The sequence below is a fragment of the Massilia sp. Bi118 genome (assembly GCF_918697865.1).
Taxonomy (GTDB): Bacteria; Pseudomonadota; Gammaproteobacteria; order Burkholderiales; family Burkholderiaceae_D; genus Telluria.
The window spans coordinates 414,066-428,716 of the sequence record NZ_CAKKMV010000002.1 but is presented as its reverse complement, the minus strand read 5'-3'; the positions used below and the strand labels follow the sequence as shown (position 1 = coordinate 428,716).

The 14,651-nt window shown below is 64.9% G+C and carries 19 protein-coding genes; 10 read left to right on the top strand and 9 right to left on the bottom strand.

The genetic code is table 11. The features are described from left to right. Positions 1–72 precede the first annotated feature (72 nt). The gene (locus tag LQV39_RS04605; RefSeq protein ID WP_230020564.1) at positions 73–1,272 is read left to right on the top strand and encodes a hypothetical protein; all 1,200 of its coding nucleotides are present in this window, start codon (positions 73–75) and stop codon (positions 1,270–1,272) included. A gap of 95 nt (positions 1,273–1,367) precedes the next feature. Here LQV39_RS04605 and LQV39_RS04600 read toward each other — a convergent pair whose 3' ends face one another. From LQV39_RS04600 to LQV39_RS04585, 4 genes are read right to left on the bottom strand one after another with little or no spacing between them, the layout of a single operon-like run. Beyond that, positions 1,368–2,174 (bottom strand): EI24 domain-containing protein, encoded by an 807-nt coding sequence (locus tag LQV39_RS04600; protein WP_230020563.1) that lies wholly within the window; start codon positions 2,172–2,174, stop codon positions 1,368–1,370. Then, positions 2,174–3,175 carry a sterol desaturase family protein gene (locus tag LQV39_RS04595; RefSeq protein ID WP_230020562.1) on the bottom strand — a complete coding sequence of 334 codons (1,002 nt, stop codon included), beginning with the start codon at positions 3,173–3,175 and terminating at the stop codon, positions 2,174–2,176. Before LQV39_RS04595 ends, LQV39_RS04600 begins: the two co-directional genes overlap by 1 nt. Further along, positions 3,172–3,966, bottom strand: a complete 795-nt coding sequence (locus LQV39_RS04590) for a polysaccharide deacetylase family protein (protein ID WP_230020561.1) — start codon at positions 3,964–3,966, stop codon at positions 3,172–3,174. The genes LQV39_RS04595 and LQV39_RS04590 overlap by 4 nt, the downstream gene beginning before the upstream one ends. Next, positions 3,966–4,937 carry a YncE family protein gene (locus tag LQV39_RS04585; protein WP_230020560.1) on the bottom strand — a complete coding sequence of 324 codons (972 nt, stop codon included), beginning with the start codon at positions 4,935–4,937 and terminating at the stop codon, positions 3,966–3,968. The genes LQV39_RS04590 and LQV39_RS04585 overlap by 1 nt, the downstream gene beginning before the upstream one ends. 200 nt (positions 4,938–5,137) lie before the next feature. Between LQV39_RS04585 and LQV39_RS04580 the strand changes: the two genes are divergently transcribed. Next, a complete protein-coding gene (locus LQV39_RS04580) occupies positions 5,138–5,494 on the top strand; it encodes an FKBP-type peptidyl-prolyl cis-trans isomerase (protein WP_230020559.1) in 357 nt (118 codons plus the stop codon). Positions 5,495–5,642: 148 nt separating this feature from the next. After that, positions 5,643–5,897, top strand: coding sequence for an acyl-CoA-binding protein (locus tag LQV39_RS04575; protein WP_230020558.1), 255 nt, complete (start codon positions 5,643–5,645; stop codon positions 5,895–5,897). Here the strand turns inward: LQV39_RS04575 and LQV39_RS04570 are convergent. Further along, positions 5,894–6,169 (bottom strand): polyhydroxyalkanoic acid system family protein, encoded by a 276-nt coding sequence (locus LQV39_RS04570; RefSeq protein WP_230020557.1) that lies wholly within the window; start codon positions 6,167–6,169, stop codon positions 5,894–5,896. The genes LQV39_RS04575 and LQV39_RS04570 overlap by 4 nt on opposite strands. A gap of 152 nt (positions 6,170–6,321) precedes the next feature. On the opposite strand from LQV39_RS04570, the gene LQV39_RS04565 reads away from it, so the two are divergent. From LQV39_RS04565 to LQV39_RS04545, 5 genes are all read left to right on the top strand, one after another. Beyond that, positions 6,322–7,887 carry a hypothetical protein gene (locus LQV39_RS04565; RefSeq protein ID WP_230020556.1) on the top strand — a complete coding sequence of 522 codons (1,566 nt, stop codon included), beginning with the start codon at positions 6,322–6,324 and terminating at the stop codon, positions 7,885–7,887. After that, positions 7,884–8,162 carry a protealysin inhibitor emfourin gene (locus LQV39_RS04560; RefSeq protein WP_230020555.1) on the top strand — a complete coding sequence of 93 codons (279 nt, stop codon included), beginning with the start codon at positions 7,884–7,886 and terminating at the stop codon, positions 8,160–8,162. The genes LQV39_RS04565 and LQV39_RS04560 overlap by 4 nt, the downstream gene beginning before the upstream one ends. 163 nt (positions 8,163–8,325) lie before the next feature. Next, positions 8,326–8,649, top strand: coding sequence for a ferredoxin FdxA (fdxA, locus tag LQV39_RS04555; RefSeq protein ID WP_230020554.1), 324 nt, complete (start codon positions 8,326–8,328; stop codon positions 8,647–8,649). 36 nt (positions 8,650–8,685) lie between these two features. Next, positions 8,686–9,783 carry an NAD(P)/FAD-dependent oxidoreductase gene (locus LQV39_RS04550; RefSeq protein ID WP_230020553.1) on the top strand — a complete coding sequence of 366 codons (1,098 nt, stop codon included), beginning with the start codon at positions 8,686–8,688 and terminating at the stop codon, positions 9,781–9,783. 230 nt (positions 9,784–10,013) lie between these two features. After that, positions 10,014–11,249: a polyhydroxyalkanoate depolymerase gene (locus LQV39_RS04545; protein ID WP_230020552.1), complete on the top strand. Its 1,236-nt coding sequence runs from the start codon at positions 10,014–10,016 to the stop codon at positions 11,247–11,249. 68 nt (positions 11,250–11,317) lie between these two features. Here the strand turns inward: LQV39_RS04545 and LQV39_RS04540 are convergent, their stop codons facing one another. The 3 genes from LQV39_RS04540 to LQV39_RS04530 all read right to left on the bottom strand — a co-directional run bounded on the left by LQV39_RS04540 (position 11,318) and on the right by LQV39_RS04530 (position 12,764). Further along, positions 11,318–11,734, bottom strand: coding sequence for a VOC family protein (locus LQV39_RS04540; RefSeq protein WP_230020551.1), 417 nt, complete (start codon positions 11,732–11,734; stop codon positions 11,318–11,320). A gap of 91 nt (positions 11,735–11,825) precedes the next feature. After that, positions 11,826–12,200 (bottom strand): DUF5329 domain-containing protein, encoded by a 375-nt coding sequence (locus tag LQV39_RS04535; RefSeq protein ID WP_230020550.1) that lies wholly within the window; start codon positions 12,198–12,200, stop codon positions 11,826–11,828. 99 nt (positions 12,201–12,299) lie between these two features. Then, the gene (locus tag LQV39_RS04530) at positions 12,300–12,764 is read right to left on the bottom strand and encodes an RcnB family protein (protein ID WP_230020549.1); all 465 of its coding nucleotides are present in this window, start codon (positions 12,762–12,764) and stop codon (positions 12,300–12,302) included. 168 nt (positions 12,765–12,932) lie between these two features. Here LQV39_RS04530 and rsxB point away from each other — a divergent pair, with 168 nt between their 5' ends. Beyond that, on the top strand, positions 12,933–13,604 hold the full coding sequence (rsxB, locus tag LQV39_RS04525; RefSeq protein ID WP_230020548.1) for an electron transport complex subunit RsxB: 672 nt from the start codon (positions 12,933–12,935) through the stop codon (positions 13,602–13,604). Continuing rightward, complete coding sequence (gene nth, locus LQV39_RS04520) at positions 13,601–14,278, top strand: endonuclease III (RefSeq protein WP_230020547.1); 678 nt, start codon at positions 13,601–13,603, stop codon at positions 14,276–14,278. Before rsxB ends, nth begins: the two co-directional genes overlap by 4 nt. On the opposite strand, the gene LQV39_RS04515 is transcribed toward nth, so the two are convergent. Further along, positions 14,268–14,636: a nuclear transport factor 2 family protein gene (locus LQV39_RS04515; protein ID WP_230020546.1), complete on the bottom strand. Its 369-nt coding sequence runs from the start codon at positions 14,634–14,636 to the stop codon at positions 14,268–14,270. The genes nth and LQV39_RS04515 overlap by 11 nt on opposite strands. Positions 14,637–14,651: the final 15 nt, after the last annotated feature.

The following is a 14,651-nucleotide window of genomic DNA, read 5'->3' as shown; positions in this document are numbered from 1 at the left end:
ATCCCACGCAAGACCGCCGCCCTGCCGCGCCCTAGAATCGGCGCGGTATCCCTAGTGAGGAATAGGAATCCCATGATCCAACATCGTTCAGGCGCGGCCTTTGCCGCCGCTTCCCTTTTGCTCGCCGGTTGCGGCGCCGGCTCCATCGAGTCCGCGCCGGCGAACCCGGTAACGAAGATCGAGGTGCTGGCCACCAGCACGCGCGGCATCGGCAATGTGGTCTACAAGGACGGCGCGGCCTGGGCCACGCTGTCGAATTCGGCGCAGGACGGCAGCGCCGTGATGAAAACCCCGCTGCCGCTGCAGGCCGCGTCGCGCTGGTCCGACGTGCCGCTCGGCGCCTGCGCCCTGCCGAAGCATGAAGCCGGCGGCATGGCGCGCACGCCGATGCTGCGCGCCCTCGGATCGAACCTGTGGCTGTTCCAGCAGGCCCAGGAAACCCAGAAAGGCAAGCTTGGCGAGCATAGTCTGTGCACGCTCGAAGCCTCTGGCACGTTTGCCGGCCGCGACCAGCCGCTCGAGAGCTGCATCGGCGAATGGTGCGCGCCGCTGGCGATGGACGAGCTGAAGCTGGTCGGGAACCGCCTCTACACGAATGCCGGCGGCGGCCAGAACCTGTTCGTCTCGGATAATGCGGCGGCCAACTGGCGCGTGGTACTGGGTCAGTTCGATTCGATGATCTGCACCCACCAGGCCTTCCAGGTGGTCGGCGACCGCCTGCTGGTGGGCGGCGAATGCCCGCTCGATGCGGCTTACGTGCGCGCCTGGCGCCTCGGCGCCGATGGCCGCCTGGCCGCCGACGCCGAGCTGCCGGTATCCCTGCCGACGCTGGAAAACCGCAACGTGCAGTTCATCGAGCAGGTGGCGAATACCCAGCGCGTGTTCGCCGGCGTCGAAGGCGGCCTGCTGCGCAGCGAGGATGGCGGCCAGTCCTTCAAGTTCGTCATCCAGCAGCCGGTCGAAGGCGGCAAGACCTATCCCTACGTCCGCTCCTTCCTGGCGCTGTCGGGCAAGCCGGACACCATGGTCGTGGGCGGCTTCGACAAGGCGAACGCCCTTCCTTATCTGGCATGGTCGGCGGACGGCGGAACGACGTGGACCGATATTTCGTCCCTGCTGCCGGGCTATGCGCGCGCCGCGGGCGATACCGCGTATGCGGAAGTGACGTCGCTGAGCCAGGATCCACAGGGCCGCGTCATCGTTACGATGAATCTGAAGAGTGGGACCGAAGGCCGGGTGCTGCTGCTTACGCTGGGCCGACCGAGCGTCTAACAAACCCGCAGGGCAAGGCGCATCGCCGCAGTGGCGGACCACGAAGACAGTACGCTAGTACGGCGAGACGATGCAACGCCGCCATGTGGGCTTTGTTAGGCGCTCGGGGCGCGCAGGTCGGCCAGGGCCTGCAGGCAGTAGTACTGGAACCACAGCCCGGTGAAGATGAAGATGATCAGGTAAAGCCAGATCGACAGCACCGCCAGCACCGGGAACAGCACCACCGACAGTAGCGCGCCGCCGATCCAGGCCACGCCGGGCAAGGCGCCCAGCAGGCCGGAGACGGTGCCGATCAGGAGCAGCTGGCGGCGGCGGGTGGCGACGATGATGCGGCGCTCTTCCAGGCTGGCGTGGATGGACAGCGCGTCGTAGCTCATCACGCGCGCCGTCAGCCAGCCCCACAGCACGGCCTGTACCAGCAGCGCGATCGGCGCCAGCGCGTACAAAGGCAGGGTCACGATCCACAGCAGCGCAAACACCACGATGCCGGACAGGTTCACGCCCAGGCTGCCGAGGAAGCTGCCGCCCTCCTTCCGTTCCAGATCGGGAAACTGCACGCGGCTGACATGGCGCGCGATGGCCGGCATGGCCCCGACGCCGATGAACAGCAGCGAGGTGATGATCATCAGCGGCAGCAGCGCCAGCATGGCCGCGAGCGGCACGACCAGGGTCTTGAGGAAGCCCAGGCCCAGCGTGGAGAGGATGCTGCCGCTGGTCTCGAACAATCCATACTCACGGAAGCTATCCTGCAGCCAGTCGTACAGCGGCTGCATGCCGGCGTACAGCAGGCTCCCCCACAGCGCCAGCGACAGCAGCAGCGGCACCACCGACAACAGCAGCATGCGGCTCGAGAACTGCGAGCGCAGCGCGCGGCCGTAGGCGATCGCGATCGGGCGCACCATCAGGCCGTGCCTCTTGGCCGGCGCGAGATCGATTCAGCCAGGCGCACGATGCCCAGCCACTGCTGGCGCCAGAAGCCGCGGCCGTAGTCGCGCGCCGGCTTCAGGCTGCCGTCGGCGTCCACGCGCTCGAACTGGTCGCGCACCCCGGTGCCGCGGAAGCCGGTGGCGAAGTTGGCGGTCCTGAACAGCAGATCCCAGACCGGCAGCAGCACGCCGAAATTGCAGCCGCCCAGCTCGCGGCCCTTCGACTCGTGGCCGATGCCGACCGCATGGTGGGTGCGGTGGAAGCGCGGCGACACCAGCAGGCGCTCGCCGAGCCAGCCGAAGTGCAGGCGCACGTTCGCATGCTGCAGCGATTGCAGGGCGCGCGAGACCGACACCAGCAGCACGTACTGCGAAGGCGCCACGCCGATCGCCAGCGCGATGAACGCGAGGTAGACGTCGCGCAGCAGGTCGTCCAGCAAGTGGTTGCGGTCGTCGCTCCACAGGTTCATGTTCTGCTGGCTGTGGTGCAGGCTGTGCAGGGCCCACCACCAGCGGAACTTGTGCTGGCCCCGGTGGAACCAGTAATCGAAGAAGTCCAGCACCACCAGGTAGACCAGGAAGCTGGCCAGCGGGCTCATGCCGGTCACCAGCGATTCCAGGTTGAACGGGTGCACGCCCTCCATGCGCAGCGCGCCGGCCACGTGGTCCATGATGGGGTCGAGGGTGAAGAATACCGCCATCGTGAAGAAACCCAGGCGGTGGATCAGGGTGTAGACGAAGTCGTTCCAGCGCGCGTGGCGGTCGCTCATCTTCTGCGCCGGGATCAGGGATTCCAGCGGCCGCAGGACCAGGAACAGGGCCGCCACCTCGCAGGCCCCGGCCAGGAACCACTCGACGCCCTCGAAGGCGTCCTCGGCGTATTCACCGAAGCCGGTATAGAACAGCAGGGGCTCGACCACGGACTCGAACAGCCAGCCCTGGAGGAATGCGAACCAATCGACGAAGTGCTGAATCATTTTTTGAAGTGGGAAGCGTAATCCGGGTGCTCACGCAGTGTAGCGAAACAGAAGCCTTTCTGCTCGAGACCTGCGATCAAAGGTTCCAGGTTGGCCGGCGCCCATGGGTCCTTGCGCGACCAGATGCCCATATGGGCCATGAAGATGTCGCCGTCCTTCAGATTGTCCAGCGCGCGCTTGAGCAGCAGCGCGTTGGGGAAAACCTCGCTGGAGGTCTCGTCGCCCGAGAAGCCGGCCCTGGCCCAGCCGACGTGGCTGTAGCCGCAGCTTCTGGCGGCAGCCAGCAGGTTCGGCGAGGTATGGCCGCCCGGCGCGCGGAAGATCGGGTCCAGGCCGCGTCCAGTCAGCTCGCGGAAGCGCGCGTCGACGCGGCGCAGTTCGCCGCAATACTGCTCGGCGGTCCAGGTCTGCTGCTTGCCGGCGTGGGCGCCGAACTGGGGCTTGACGGCGATCCGTCCGCCCGCTTCATCGCGCTTCCAGTAGACGTGGTCGAAGGTGTGGCTGCCGAAGGCATGGCCTTCCGCCACCCTCGCCTTCCAGTAGGCGGCCCAGCTGGGGTCCAGCGACCAGTCGCCGCGCACCGTCTTCTCGTTGGCGAGGAAGAAGGTGGCCTTGATGTGGTGCCTGTTGAGCGTGTCGGCGATCAGCCCGGCCTGCGACTGGCTGCCGGTGTCGAAGGTGAGGTAAATCCTGCCCTTGCAAGCGTCCGCGGCGGATGCCGCTTGCATCGCGGGGAGAATGGTGGCCGCCAGCAGCAGCGCCGCGGCGGCCCTGGATGGCCGCCCGTGCATTACATCCTCGGCGCCGAATTGGCGAAGAACACGCCGTGCGGCGAACGGCCGACCGGAATCATCTTGATCACCTTGCGGCTGGCGACGTCGATCACCGCCACCTTCTTGATCCAGCGCTGGGTCACCCACAGGGTCTTGCCGTCGGCGGACAGCTCCATGCAGTCCGGGCCGCCCGGCACCGGGATCATGCCGACGTTCTCCAGCGTGACCTGGTCGATGATGTTGATCGAGTTCTGCACGCGGTTCGAGACGAACACGTGGCGCTTGTCGCCGACCGCGCGGAAGTTGTGGGCGCCGTTGCCGGTCTTGATGCGCTTGACCGACTTCGCCGTGCGCCAGTCGATCACCTCGACGTAGTCGCTGCCCATGATCCCGACCAGCAGGTACTTGTCGTCCGGGGTCATGGTAATGCCGGCCGGGAGCTTGCCGACCGCGAGGGTCCACTTGACGACGCCGGTCTTCAGGTCGATCGCGCTGACCTGGTCGCTGCCCTGGCGCGTGATGAAGGCCGTGGTGCTGGCGGCATCGAAGGCGATGTGGCTGGGCATGCGCGGCAGCGGCACGCGGCGGCTCAGCACGAAGTTACCGTTCACGTACTGGTAGATGTCCACGCGGTCCAGGCGCAGCGCGGTCGAGACGAACCACTTCTGGTCCGGCGAGAAGCCGATCTGGTAGGGGTCGAGCACGTCGGTCACGCGGCGCTGCACCTTGCCGTTGATCGGGTCCAGGAAGATCAGCTCGTTGCCCACCGAGCTGGCGACGATCACGGACTTGTTGTCCGGCGTGGCCATCAGGTGGTGCGGTTCCTTGCCCACGGCGAAGGTGCCGTTGTCGGCGCCGGTTTTCTGGTCGAGCAGCTGGACCGTGGCGTCACGCGAATTCAGGACGACGACGACGTTCGCCTGAGCGGCCTGGACGGCGCTCAACAGGCAAAGGCCAGTGACAAAAAGCTTACGGAGACGACGCAGCATGGGAGGACGACAGCCCGGAGGTGGAAGAAGTTCTTATTCTACGGGGAAACGTCTGTATTCGAAGGGCGGTTGACAGGTTTCGTGAAGAATTCGGCGCGCCCTCGCAACACAGTGGAAAAGGCGTCAACAGAAGCGCCGTAGCAGATCGACAGGTACATGGACTACAATCGTGATTTACACCTGAACAAGAGGACAAGACCATGCCCATCACCACCACGAATTCCGGCCTGCAATACGAAGACACCGTCGTCGGCGACGGCCCGGAAGCCACGGCCGGCCAGTACGTGACCGTGCACTACACCGGCTGGCTGCGCAACGACGACGGCAGCCAGGGCGCCAAGTTCGACTCCAGCAAGGACCGCAACGACCCCTTCCAGTTCCCGCTGGGCGCCGGCCATGTGATCAAGGGCTGGGACGAAGGCGTGCAGGGCATGAAGGTAGGCGGTGCGCGCCGCCTGACCATCCCGGCCGCGCTGGGCTATGGCGCGCGCGGCGCCGGCGGCGTGATTCCGCCGAACGCGACCCTGATTTTCGACGTCGAACTGCTGGGCGTGTAATTGATTCGTAGGGTGGGGTCATTGAGGCCGGGGCCTCAATGACGTGCCCACCTGAGCAATTCCTCTAAAATCGTTAAAGATCAACAGTGATTCCGCACGCGATGCGCTAAGATGGCCGAAGTATTGCCATTTTATTCAAGGAGTCACCATGAGTTTGCAAGAACAGTTCGCCCAGGCACAAATCGATTCGAAGAACCTGCCCGAGCGTCCGGACAACATGACCCTGCTGAAGATCTACGCCCTGTACAAGCAGGGCTCGAGCGGCGACGCCCTGGGTGAGCGCCCGGGCTTCACCGACATGATCGGCCGCGCCAAGTTCGACGCCTGGGCCGCCCTGCAGGGCACCTCGCAGGACGACGCGATGCAGCAATACGTCGACCTGATCGAAGACCTCAAGGCTTAAGCAAACACCTTGCGCATGCTTTCCGCCACCTTCGCCTCGATGGTGGAGCGGAAAGCGCCCATCAGCATGCCCAGCCTGATGCGCAGCGCGGCCTGGCTCTCGCCCAGCGCCAGCGTGCCTTCCACGCCGCTGCGTTCGAAACGCAACACGTCGCCCTCCCACCTGCATTGCAGGCCGTATTCCCCCGCCAGCTTGTCCGCCACCTTCTGGGCCGCCGCGCGCGCCGCGTCCGCGCTGAGCTGATGTTGCTGGGTGATGCTGATATCCGCCATCCTGGCCATCCTTCCTGAATCGAAAACAACAGAGCCCGTTATGATGCCAGCTGAGCTCGGCATTGACCACTATCAATATCCGATTCGAAGGCCGGGCGACCATTTCCTTTGCAGTCTGCCTGTCGCAGCCTGCTCCACCGGAGGAAGTGATCATGACGTCAAGAGACAGCCTGCCCGACCCTGCCCAGCCCCCGATCGGCTACGTGCCGATGCCGACCGCGCCCTATCGCCAGCACCGCAAGGCCGCCCAGCTGCTCGACCAGCCCGGCCGTCCGCGCCCGCTGGGTGGTACGGCATCCCAGGGGCCGGGCCCCGGAACGCCGGGCCGCGCCGGCGCCGCTGAAAACGGCGGACAGGAAGACGTCCCCCTGCCCTACGCCTTCGGCGCGCGCGTGCTGATGTGGAAGCAGGATCCCTCGGTGGCCGAGATCGGCACCCGCAAGGTGTTCCTGCCGGGCGTGGTGCTGGCCGGCCCGCGCGACGCCCGCATCGCCATCGCCGCCGACGGCGATCTCCCGGCGGTCGAGCCGAACGCCTTCGGCGACTTCGTCACCATGCCCGACACCCCGCAGTTCGACGCCGTCCACACCTACGCCGTGGTGCGCCAGACGCTCACCATGTACCAGCGCGCCCTGTCCAGCGCCGGCGCCGCCATGCCCCTGCCCTGGCAATGGAACAGCAGCGTCGACACCTCGCCGCTCCAGGTCCACCCCTACGGCCTGCCGAACGTGATGAACGCCTATTACAGCCGGACCCAGTCCTGCCTGAAGTTCGGCGACTTCGTCCCGCCCGGCGAGACCGCGCGCCTGTACACCTGCCGCTCCTTCGACATCGTCTCGCACGAGACCGGCCACGCAGTGCTGGACGGCCTCAAGCCGCAATGGCTGATGGCGGACAACCCGCCGCAGACCGGCGGCCTGCACGAATCCTTCGGCGACCTGACCGCGATCTTCCTGGCCTTGTCCCAGCTCGACCAGTGCGAGGCGGTGGTGGCCCAGACCAAGGCGCACCTGCATGACAAGACTTTCCTGGCCGACATCGCCGAGCAGTTCGGCCTCGCGCTGGGCAGCACCAATGGCCTGCGCAATGCCGACAACGACCTGACCCTGAGCGAAGCCGGCACCGAAGTCCACGCCATCTCCCAAGTGTTCACCGGCGCGGTGTACGACATCCTGGCCGACATCTTCGCCTTCGAGCGCAATCCGGAGCTGGAGGATTGCGCCAGCGTGCTGCACCGGGTCGCCGCCTGGCTGCGCGGACTGCTGCTGCGCGCCCTGATCGCCGCGCCCGACATGGCCGCCACCTATGCCGACGTCGCCAACGAAATGCTGCGCCTCACCCTCGAAGACGGCAAACCGGCCGACTACACCACATTCATCCGCAACCGCTTCGCCCAGCGCGAAGTGGTCGACGTGCCGGCCACCCTCACCGGTCCGCATCCGGCCGGGCTGCGCCTGGCGGCCTGCGTGCAGGATGCGCCCGGCGCCAAGCAGGACCGGCGCGCCTGCTGCGGCACCATGAACCTGGCCGAGTACTACAACGTGGAGCGCATCCTCGATGCCGAGGCCCAGGCGCTGGCGCGCTGGTGCGCGGAGCACGGCCGCTTCGGCCCGGCCGGCGAAGAGCAGGCGGCGACCGAAGCCGAGGCCGCGGTGGCGGCGGTCAGGGTCGGCGCGGACGGGGTGACGGCGGTGAGAGTGCTCGAGACGCAGCGATGAAAATCACGGCCCGCGCCAGCGGCGGCTTTGCAGGCCGCGACGAGCGCTTCGAGCTCGACACCGGCTGTCACCGCGACGGCCGGGCGATCGAATCCCTGGTCGACAGCCTCGACTTCTTCCACGCCGCCCCCGGTTCGCCGCTGGGCGCGGACCTGATTCATTGGGAAATCACGGCCGACGACGGCAGCCGCTGCCGCACCGTAACCCTGTTCGACGATGGCAGTGCTGCGCCAGGCTGGCAGGCCCTCATTGAACACTTGCGTGGGAGCCGTTGATTATTCGGCAATTTCCCCGGCAAGAAGAACATTTGCTTATGTGTATTGTGTATAAGCCTGATTTGTCGTAAAGGCCGAATTGCCCTAAAATACAGTGCTTTGCCGCGTCCGGCGAGCTCCCCTGTATCCAACACGCCGCCGCTTCCACTGATTAAGGACTGTTATGACCCACGTTGTCACCGAATCGTGCATCCAATGTCGCTATACCGACTGCGTGGATGTATGCCCGGTAGATTGTTTCCGGGAAGGCCCGAACTTCCTCGCCATTGACCCGGACGAGTGCATCGACTGCGCCGTGTGCGTGGCGGAATGCCCGGTCAACGCGATCTACGCGGAAGAAGACGTGCCGTCGGACCAGCAGCAATTCATCAAGATCAACGCCGACCTGTCGCGCCACTGGCCGTCGATCACCAAGACCAAGCCCGCCTTGCCCGACGCGGACAAGTGGAAGGACGTCAAGGAAAAGCTGGACCAACTGGCCCGCTAAGACGCGTCCGCCGAACCACATCAACAGGATATACGCATGACTATCAGTGCTGCCCCGGAAGTGGGCACCATCGCTCCCAACAGCTCTTTTGCCGGCGCCATCGAAGCCGATGCCGTGATCATCGGCGCGGGCCCGGTCGGCCTGTTCCAGGTGTTCGAACTGGGCCTGCTGGAGATCAAAGCCCACGTGATCGATTCGCTGCCGGCCGTCGGCGGCCAGTGCGTGGAACTGTACCCGGACAAGCCGATCTACGACATCCCTGCCGTGCCCGTCTGCACCGGCCAGGAACTGACCGACAACCTGCTCAAGCAGATCGAGCCCTTCGACCCGACCTTCCACCTGGGCCAGGAAGTCACCACCGTCCAGCGCCGTGAAGACCAGCGCTTCAACGTCGAGACTTCGACCGGCACCCGCTTCATCACCAAGACCATCTTCATCGCTGCCGGTGTCGGTTCCTTCCAGGCGCGCACGATCAAGGTCGACGGCATCGAGAAGTTCGAAGGCACCCAGCTGCACTACCGCGTCAAGGATCCGAGCCTGTTCGAAGGCAAGAACCTGGTCATCTGCGGCGGCGGCGACTCCGCCCTGGACTGGGCCCTGAACTTTGTCGGCAAGGCCGAGTCGGTCGTGCTGGTGCACCGCCGCGAAGACTTCCGCGCCGCCCCGGCCTCGGTCGCCAAGATGAAGCAGCTGTGCGACGAGTATGAGATGCAGCTGATCACCGGCCAGGTCACCGGCTTCGACGAAAAGGACGGCCAGCTGTCTGAAGTCAAAGTCACCGGCGCCGACGGCGTTACCCGCCGCGTCCCGCTGGACATGCTGATGGTGTTCTTCGGCCTGTCGCCGAAGCTGGGCCCGATCGCCGAATGGGGCCTGGACATCGAGCGCAAGCAGCTGAAGGTGATGGACACCGAGAAGTTCGAAACCAATGTGCCGGGCATCTTCGCCGTGGGTGACATCAACACCTACCCGGGCAAGAAGAAGCTGATCCTGTCGGGCTTCCACGAAGCCGCGCTGGCCGCCTTCGGCGCCGCGCCGTACATCTTCCCGGACAAGAAGATCCACATGCAGTACACGACGACCTCGCCGAAACTGCACAAGATCCTCGGCGTCGAGACCCCGGTATTCGACTAAACGTTCCGTTACCGACGCACGACAAAAAATGCCCCGCCTTTGCGGGGCATTTTTCTTATGTAGGGCACCTAACCGAAGGCACCGGGGGAACTGTGATACTAATGTTGCATTGCACTATTTTTTAAATGGCGGTCATTATCCCATGTTGCCCCACGCCAAACTAATTGGCCTATAATTGATGAATCTGCTGCGCAACCATTCTGTAAGCAGAGCAATGTGAAGGAAATAACATGCTTTACCAACTGCACGAGATGCAACGATCCTTCCTGAACCCGCTGATGCAGTGGGCCGATGCCTCTGCCAAACTGTTCTCGAACCCCGTTTCGCCATTCGCCCACACCCCGTTCTCCCAGCGTATCGCCGCGGGCTATGAACTGATGTACCGCCTGGGCAAGGACTACGAGAAGCCAGGCTTCGACCTGAACTCGACCACGATCGACGGCCAGACCGTCGGTATCATGGAACGCACCGCGGTCTGCAAGCCCTTCTGCAAGCTGTTGCATTTCAAGAAAGACATGCCAGACGCGCAATTCGCCGCGCTCAAGCAGCCCACCGTGCTGGTGGTCGCTCCATTGTCGGGGCACCACGCCACGCTGCTGCGCGATACCGTGCGCGCCCTGCTGCCGAACCAGGACGTCTTCATTACCGACTGGGTCGACGCCCGCATGGTGCCGATGGCGGACGGCCCGTTCCACCTCGACGACTATATCTATTACGTGCAGGACTTCATCCGCCATCTCGGCCCGGACGTGCACGTGATCTCGGTCTGCCAGCCGACCGTGCCGGTGCTGGCCGCGATCTCGCTGATGGCCACCAACAAGGACCCGAAACTGCCGAAATCGATGGTCATGATGGGCGGCCCGATCGACCCGCGCAAGTCGCCGACCGCGGTCAACGACCTGGCCACCGAAAAGCCCTTCTCGTGGTTCGAAAACACCGTGATCTACGCTGTGCCGGGCAATTACCCGGGCTTCGGCCGCAAGGTCTATCCGGGCTTCCTGCAGCACGCCGGCTTCATCGCCATGAACCCGGGCCGCCACGCCCAGAGCCACCGCGAGTTCTACCAGCACCTGGTGCGCGGCGACGACGACTCGGCGGAAGCCCACCGCAAGTTCTACGACGAGTACAACGCCGTGCTGGACATGCCGGCCGAGTACTACCTCGAGACCATCAAGACCGTGTTCCAGGACTTCGCCCTGCCGAAAGGCACCTGGAAAGTCGGCGGCCAGCTGGTGCGTCCGCAGGACATCGAAAGCGTGGCGCTGTTCACCATCGAAGGCGAGCTGGACGACATCTCCGGCGCCGGCCAGACCCAGGCCGCGCATGAGCTGTGCACCGGCATCCCGCTCGAGAAGCACCAGCACTTCACGGCGCCGAAATGCGGCCACTACGGCATCTTCTCGGGCCGCCGCTGGCGCGAGATCATCTGTCCGATGATTGGGGAGTTCATTCGCAAGAATGCCTGATCGTTCAGGCGGGCCCATGAAAAATGCCGCGGAATTCCGCGGCATTTTTTATTGCTGACGCCGTTCGCTCAACTGATCAGGCGCCGGCCGGCTTCGATCGTCCAGTGCAGGCCGAAGCGGTCGACCACCGTGGCGTACTGCTCGACCCAGGTCGTCGCGCGCAGCGGGAACTTGATGCTGCCGCCTTCGGCCAGGGTCTCGAGCAGGCGCCGCGCCTGGTCGTGGTCGCCGCAGACCAGCGCCAGCGAAAAGCCCTGGAAAGCCGGGCCATCGGCGCCATGGCCATCGGCCAGGTGAAAAACGCTGCCGCCGATGCGCAGCCCTGCCCGCATGATCCTCTCGCCCGTGCCGGGCTTGATGGATTGCGGATCGACCACATCGCTTACTTTGAAGCGGAACAGCAGCTCGGCGCCAAGCGCGTCGCAGTAATAGGAAAGGGCTTCGTCACAATTGCCCTGGAAGTGAATGGTTGGTATCGCTTGCATGCGAGTCGCCTTTGAAAGGTGGAATGCTCGGGTGAAGTGAGAAAAACACGGACTCCTCCTTTCCAGACGTTGATGAGATGGCCAGTCTAGCCTACTTCTGCGCGGCCCGATAGCGGGCCAGCTCGCCGTTCAGCCATTGCGCGCTGGTGATCGGCTGCGCATTGCCGCAACGGACCTGGTAGGCCTTGTGGCTGAAGCTGCTTTCCGAGGCCGCGCGTTCGATGAAGGCCTGGGTAGTCGGCACCAGACTGCGGCGCTGCAGGTACTCGTATTTGTCCTGCAAATGGTCGCGCGCCGCCTTGCTGTCGTGCCAGCTGCCGTTGCGGTTGAACTGGCAGCCGGACTGGGCAACGAAGTCCAGCAGATGCGCGATTTCCTGGCGTGCGTGCGGGTCCTGCTGGGCCCATGCCGGCGTGCTCGCGCACAGGGCGGCGACAGTGGACAAGACGATCAGTGGCCGGTGCATTCATCCTCCTCACAACAAATTGCCGCAGTACCATGGCGTGCATGGCAATGCGGCTTCTGGATCACCTACCGGGGCCGCCCCATCGGGCAGCCCTCGGGGTCAGTGATTGATGATCAGGTCTGCGATGATGCCGGTGGCAATCGCCGCCAGCACGTAGTCGCCGCCTGTCTGCACCCAGTGGTAACCCCGCGGCGGTGGCCGCAGATGGTGTTCCCGATAGTTGTTCACAACGTACTGGTGGTTGCGGTAGCGCTCAGGCAGCCGCTGGCCGCGGCGGAAGCTGTGATCCGGGCCCGCGCCGTCCCAGCGGCGCTGCTCGCCCCAGCCTTCGTTGCCGGCGCGGCCGCCGCCGCGTGCCTGGTAGCCGTCGCGGCGATCGTCGCGGCGGTCGTCATGACGGTCGTAGTTGCGGTTGTTGTCGCGGTCGCGCTGGCTGTAGCGGGAGCCGTCGTTACGGTCGCTGCGGTCGCGGTCGCCGTGATAGCGGTCCTGGGCGAAACTCGGGGCGCTGGCGCCCATCAGTGCGGCAACCAGTGCCGGAATAATGAGGTGCTTCTTTTCCATAAGACCCTCCTGTCGGTTTATTGCCTGGGTCCAGTAGACCACCAGGCGACCTCTGCACTCCGTACGTTGCATCACCTAAGGATGTAGGACTCCGCCGCTTCAGCCCATTTAGCGGATAATGATGGTTTAGCGAATCGCCAAGTTTATTTACATATCGCTCGACCCATCGTGACAAAAACCCTCGCCGACCAAATCGAAGACCTGTTGCCGCAGACGCAGTGTACGAAGTGCGGCTATCCCGCCTGCCGCCCGTACGCGGAAGCGATCGCCAGCGGCGAGGCCGACATCAACCGCTGCCCGCCAGGCGGCATGGAGGGCGTCGCGCGGCTGTCCAGCGTCACCGGCCGCCCCGTCATCCCGATCAATCCGGCCAATGGCCTGGAACGCCCGCGCCCGGTCGCCTTCATCGACGAAAGCCTGTGCATCGGCTGCACCCTGTGCATCCAGGCCTGCCCGGTCGACGCCATCCTCGGCGCGCCCAAGCAGATGCACACCATCCTGCCCAGCCTGTGCACCGGCTGCGACCTGTGCGTGGCGCCCTGCCCGGTCGACTGCATCAGCATGGTCCCGGTGACAGGAGAACGTACCGGCTGGGACGCGTGGTCCTCGGCGCAGGCCGACGCCGCCCGCGCACGCCATGATTTCCGCAGCGAGCGCCTGAAGCGCGAGAAAGAAGAGAACGATGCGCGCCTGGCCGCCAAGGCCCTGGAAAAAATGCGCGCGGTGACGGCCGAAGAAACCAATACCGCCGAAGAGCTGGCGGAGAAGGAGCGCAAGCGCGCGATCATCGCCGCCGCCATCGAGCGCGCACGCCAGAAGGCCGCAGGAAAGCCCGAATGAATCCCGCCAAACGCTACGAGATCTTCACGCGCTTCCGCGAAGCGAATCCCCATCCGACCACCGAACTCGAATACAGCACGCCGTTCGAGCTGCTGATCGCGGTGCTGCTGTCGGCGCAGTCGACCGACGTCGGCGTCAACAAGGCCACGCGCCGGCTCTACCCGGTGGCGAATACGCCGCAAGCCATCCTCGACCTCGGCCTGGATGAACTGAAGACCTATATCTCGACCATCGGCCTGTACAACAACAAGGCCAGGAACGTCATCGCTACCTGCGAGATCCTGGTGAACCAGTACGGCGGCGAAGTGCCGCGCGAGCGCGAGGCGCTGGAATCCCTGCCGGGCGTGGGGCGCAAGACCGCCAACGTGGTGCTCAACACGGCCTTCGGCGAAGCGGCGATGGCGGTCGACACCCACATCTTCCGGGTCTCGAACCGCACCAGGATCGCACCGGGCAAGAACGTCGACGTGGTCGAGCAGAAGCTGCTGAAATTCGTGCCGAAGGAATTCCTGCAGGACGCCCACCACTGGCTGATCCTGCACGGCCGCTACACCTGCGTGGCGCGCACGCCCAAGTGCTGGAACTGCATCATCGCCGACCTGTGCGAGTACAAGGACAAGACGCCGGCGCCGAAGAAGGTCTTGCCGCCGTCCGTGCCTTCGCTTACGGATTAAGTAGCGTCATCGCCCCCGGCGCGAACGAAGCGCGCCGGATGCGTCCATCGATCACCTCATAAATGCACAGCATCTCGAGCGTGCCCACGCCTTCCGGGAAGTTGCGGGTGATGAGTTCGAGGTCGGTCACGAAATTTCCCATCACGGTGCGAGACAGCAGGCGCGCGTGCAGGTCCGGCTCCGTGAAGCGCGCCACATAGCGCGGGCGGATCTCGCCTTCCCCTTTGGCCAGGCGCTCGCCGTGCAGTGCGAACTGCTCGGCATCCGGTGCGTAGGCGCGCATCAGCGCATCGATATCCCTGGCGTTGAAGGCGTCGAGCTGGGCCTGGACGACGGCGAGGGGCGAGGTGGTTTCCATTCTGGTGCTGGTCCT

Bases quoted from the DNA above. Each gene is read 5' to 3' on its own strand.
- LQV39_RS04595 (WP_230020562.1), bottom strand. From the start codon at position 3,175: ATGATTCAGCACTTCGTCGATTGGTTCGCATTCCTCCAGGGCTGGCTG.
- LQV39_RS04585 (WP_230020560.1), bottom strand. From the start codon at position 4,937: ATGCTGCGTCGTCTCCGTAAGCTTTTTGTCACTGGCCTTTGCCTGTTG.
- LQV39_RS04590 (WP_230020561.1), bottom strand. From the start codon at position 3,966: ATGCACGGGCGGCCATCCAGGGCCGCCGCGGCGCTGCTGCTGGCGGCC.
- LQV39_RS04530 (WP_230020549.1), bottom strand. From the start codon at position 12,764: ATGGAAAAGAAGCACCTCATTATTCCGGCACTGGTTGCCGCACTGATG.
- LQV39_RS04560 (WP_230020555.1), top strand. From the start codon at position 7,884: ATGAAAATCACGGCCCGCGCCAGCGGCGGCTTTGCAGGCCGCGACGAG.
- LQV39_RS04580 (WP_230020559.1), top strand. From the start codon at position 5,138: ATGCCCATCACCACCACGAATTCCGGCCTGCAATACGAAGACACCGTC.
- LQV39_RS04535 (WP_230020550.1), bottom strand. From the start codon at position 12,200: ATGCACCGGCCACTGATCGTCTTGTCCACTGTCGCCGCCCTGTGCGCG.
- LQV39_RS04515 (WP_230020546.1), bottom strand. From the start codon at position 14,636: ATGGAAACCACCTCGCCCCTCGCCGTCGTCCAGGCCCAGCTCGACGCC.
- LQV39_RS04605 (WP_230020564.1), top strand. From the start codon at position 73: ATGATCCAACATCGTTCAGGCGCGGCCTTTGCCGCCGCTTCCCTTTTG.
- LQV39_RS04565 (WP_230020556.1), top strand. From the start codon at position 6,322: ATGACGTCAAGAGACAGCCTGCCCGACCCTGCCCAGCCCCCGATCGGC.
- LQV39_RS04575 (WP_230020558.1), top strand. From the start codon at position 5,643: ATGAGTTTGCAAGAACAGTTCGCCCAGGCACAAATCGATTCGAAGAAC.
- LQV39_RS04545 (WP_230020552.1), top strand. From the start codon at position 10,014: ATGCTTTACCAACTGCACGAGATGCAACGATCCTTCCTGAACCCGCTG.
- nth (WP_230020547.1), top strand. From the start codon at position 13,601: ATGAATCCCGCCAAACGCTACGAGATCTTCACGCGCTTCCGCGAAGCG.
- fdxA (WP_230020554.1), top strand. From the start codon at position 8,326: ATGACCCACGTTGTCACCGAATCGTGCATCCAATGTCGCTATACCGAC.
- LQV39_RS04570 (WP_230020557.1), bottom strand. From the start codon at position 6,169: ATGGCGGATATCAGCATCACCCAGCAACATCAGCTCAGCGCGGACGCG.
- LQV39_RS04600 (WP_230020563.1), bottom strand. From the start codon at position 2,174: ATGGTGCGCCCGATCGCGATCGCCTACGGCCGCGCGCTGCGCTCGCAG.
- LQV39_RS04540 (WP_230020551.1), bottom strand. From the start codon at position 11,734: ATGCAAGCGATACCAACCATTCACTTCCAGGGCAATTGTGACGAAGCC.
- LQV39_RS04550 (WP_230020553.1), top strand. From the start codon at position 8,686: ATGACTATCAGTGCTGCCCCGGAAGTGGGCACCATCGCTCCCAACAGC.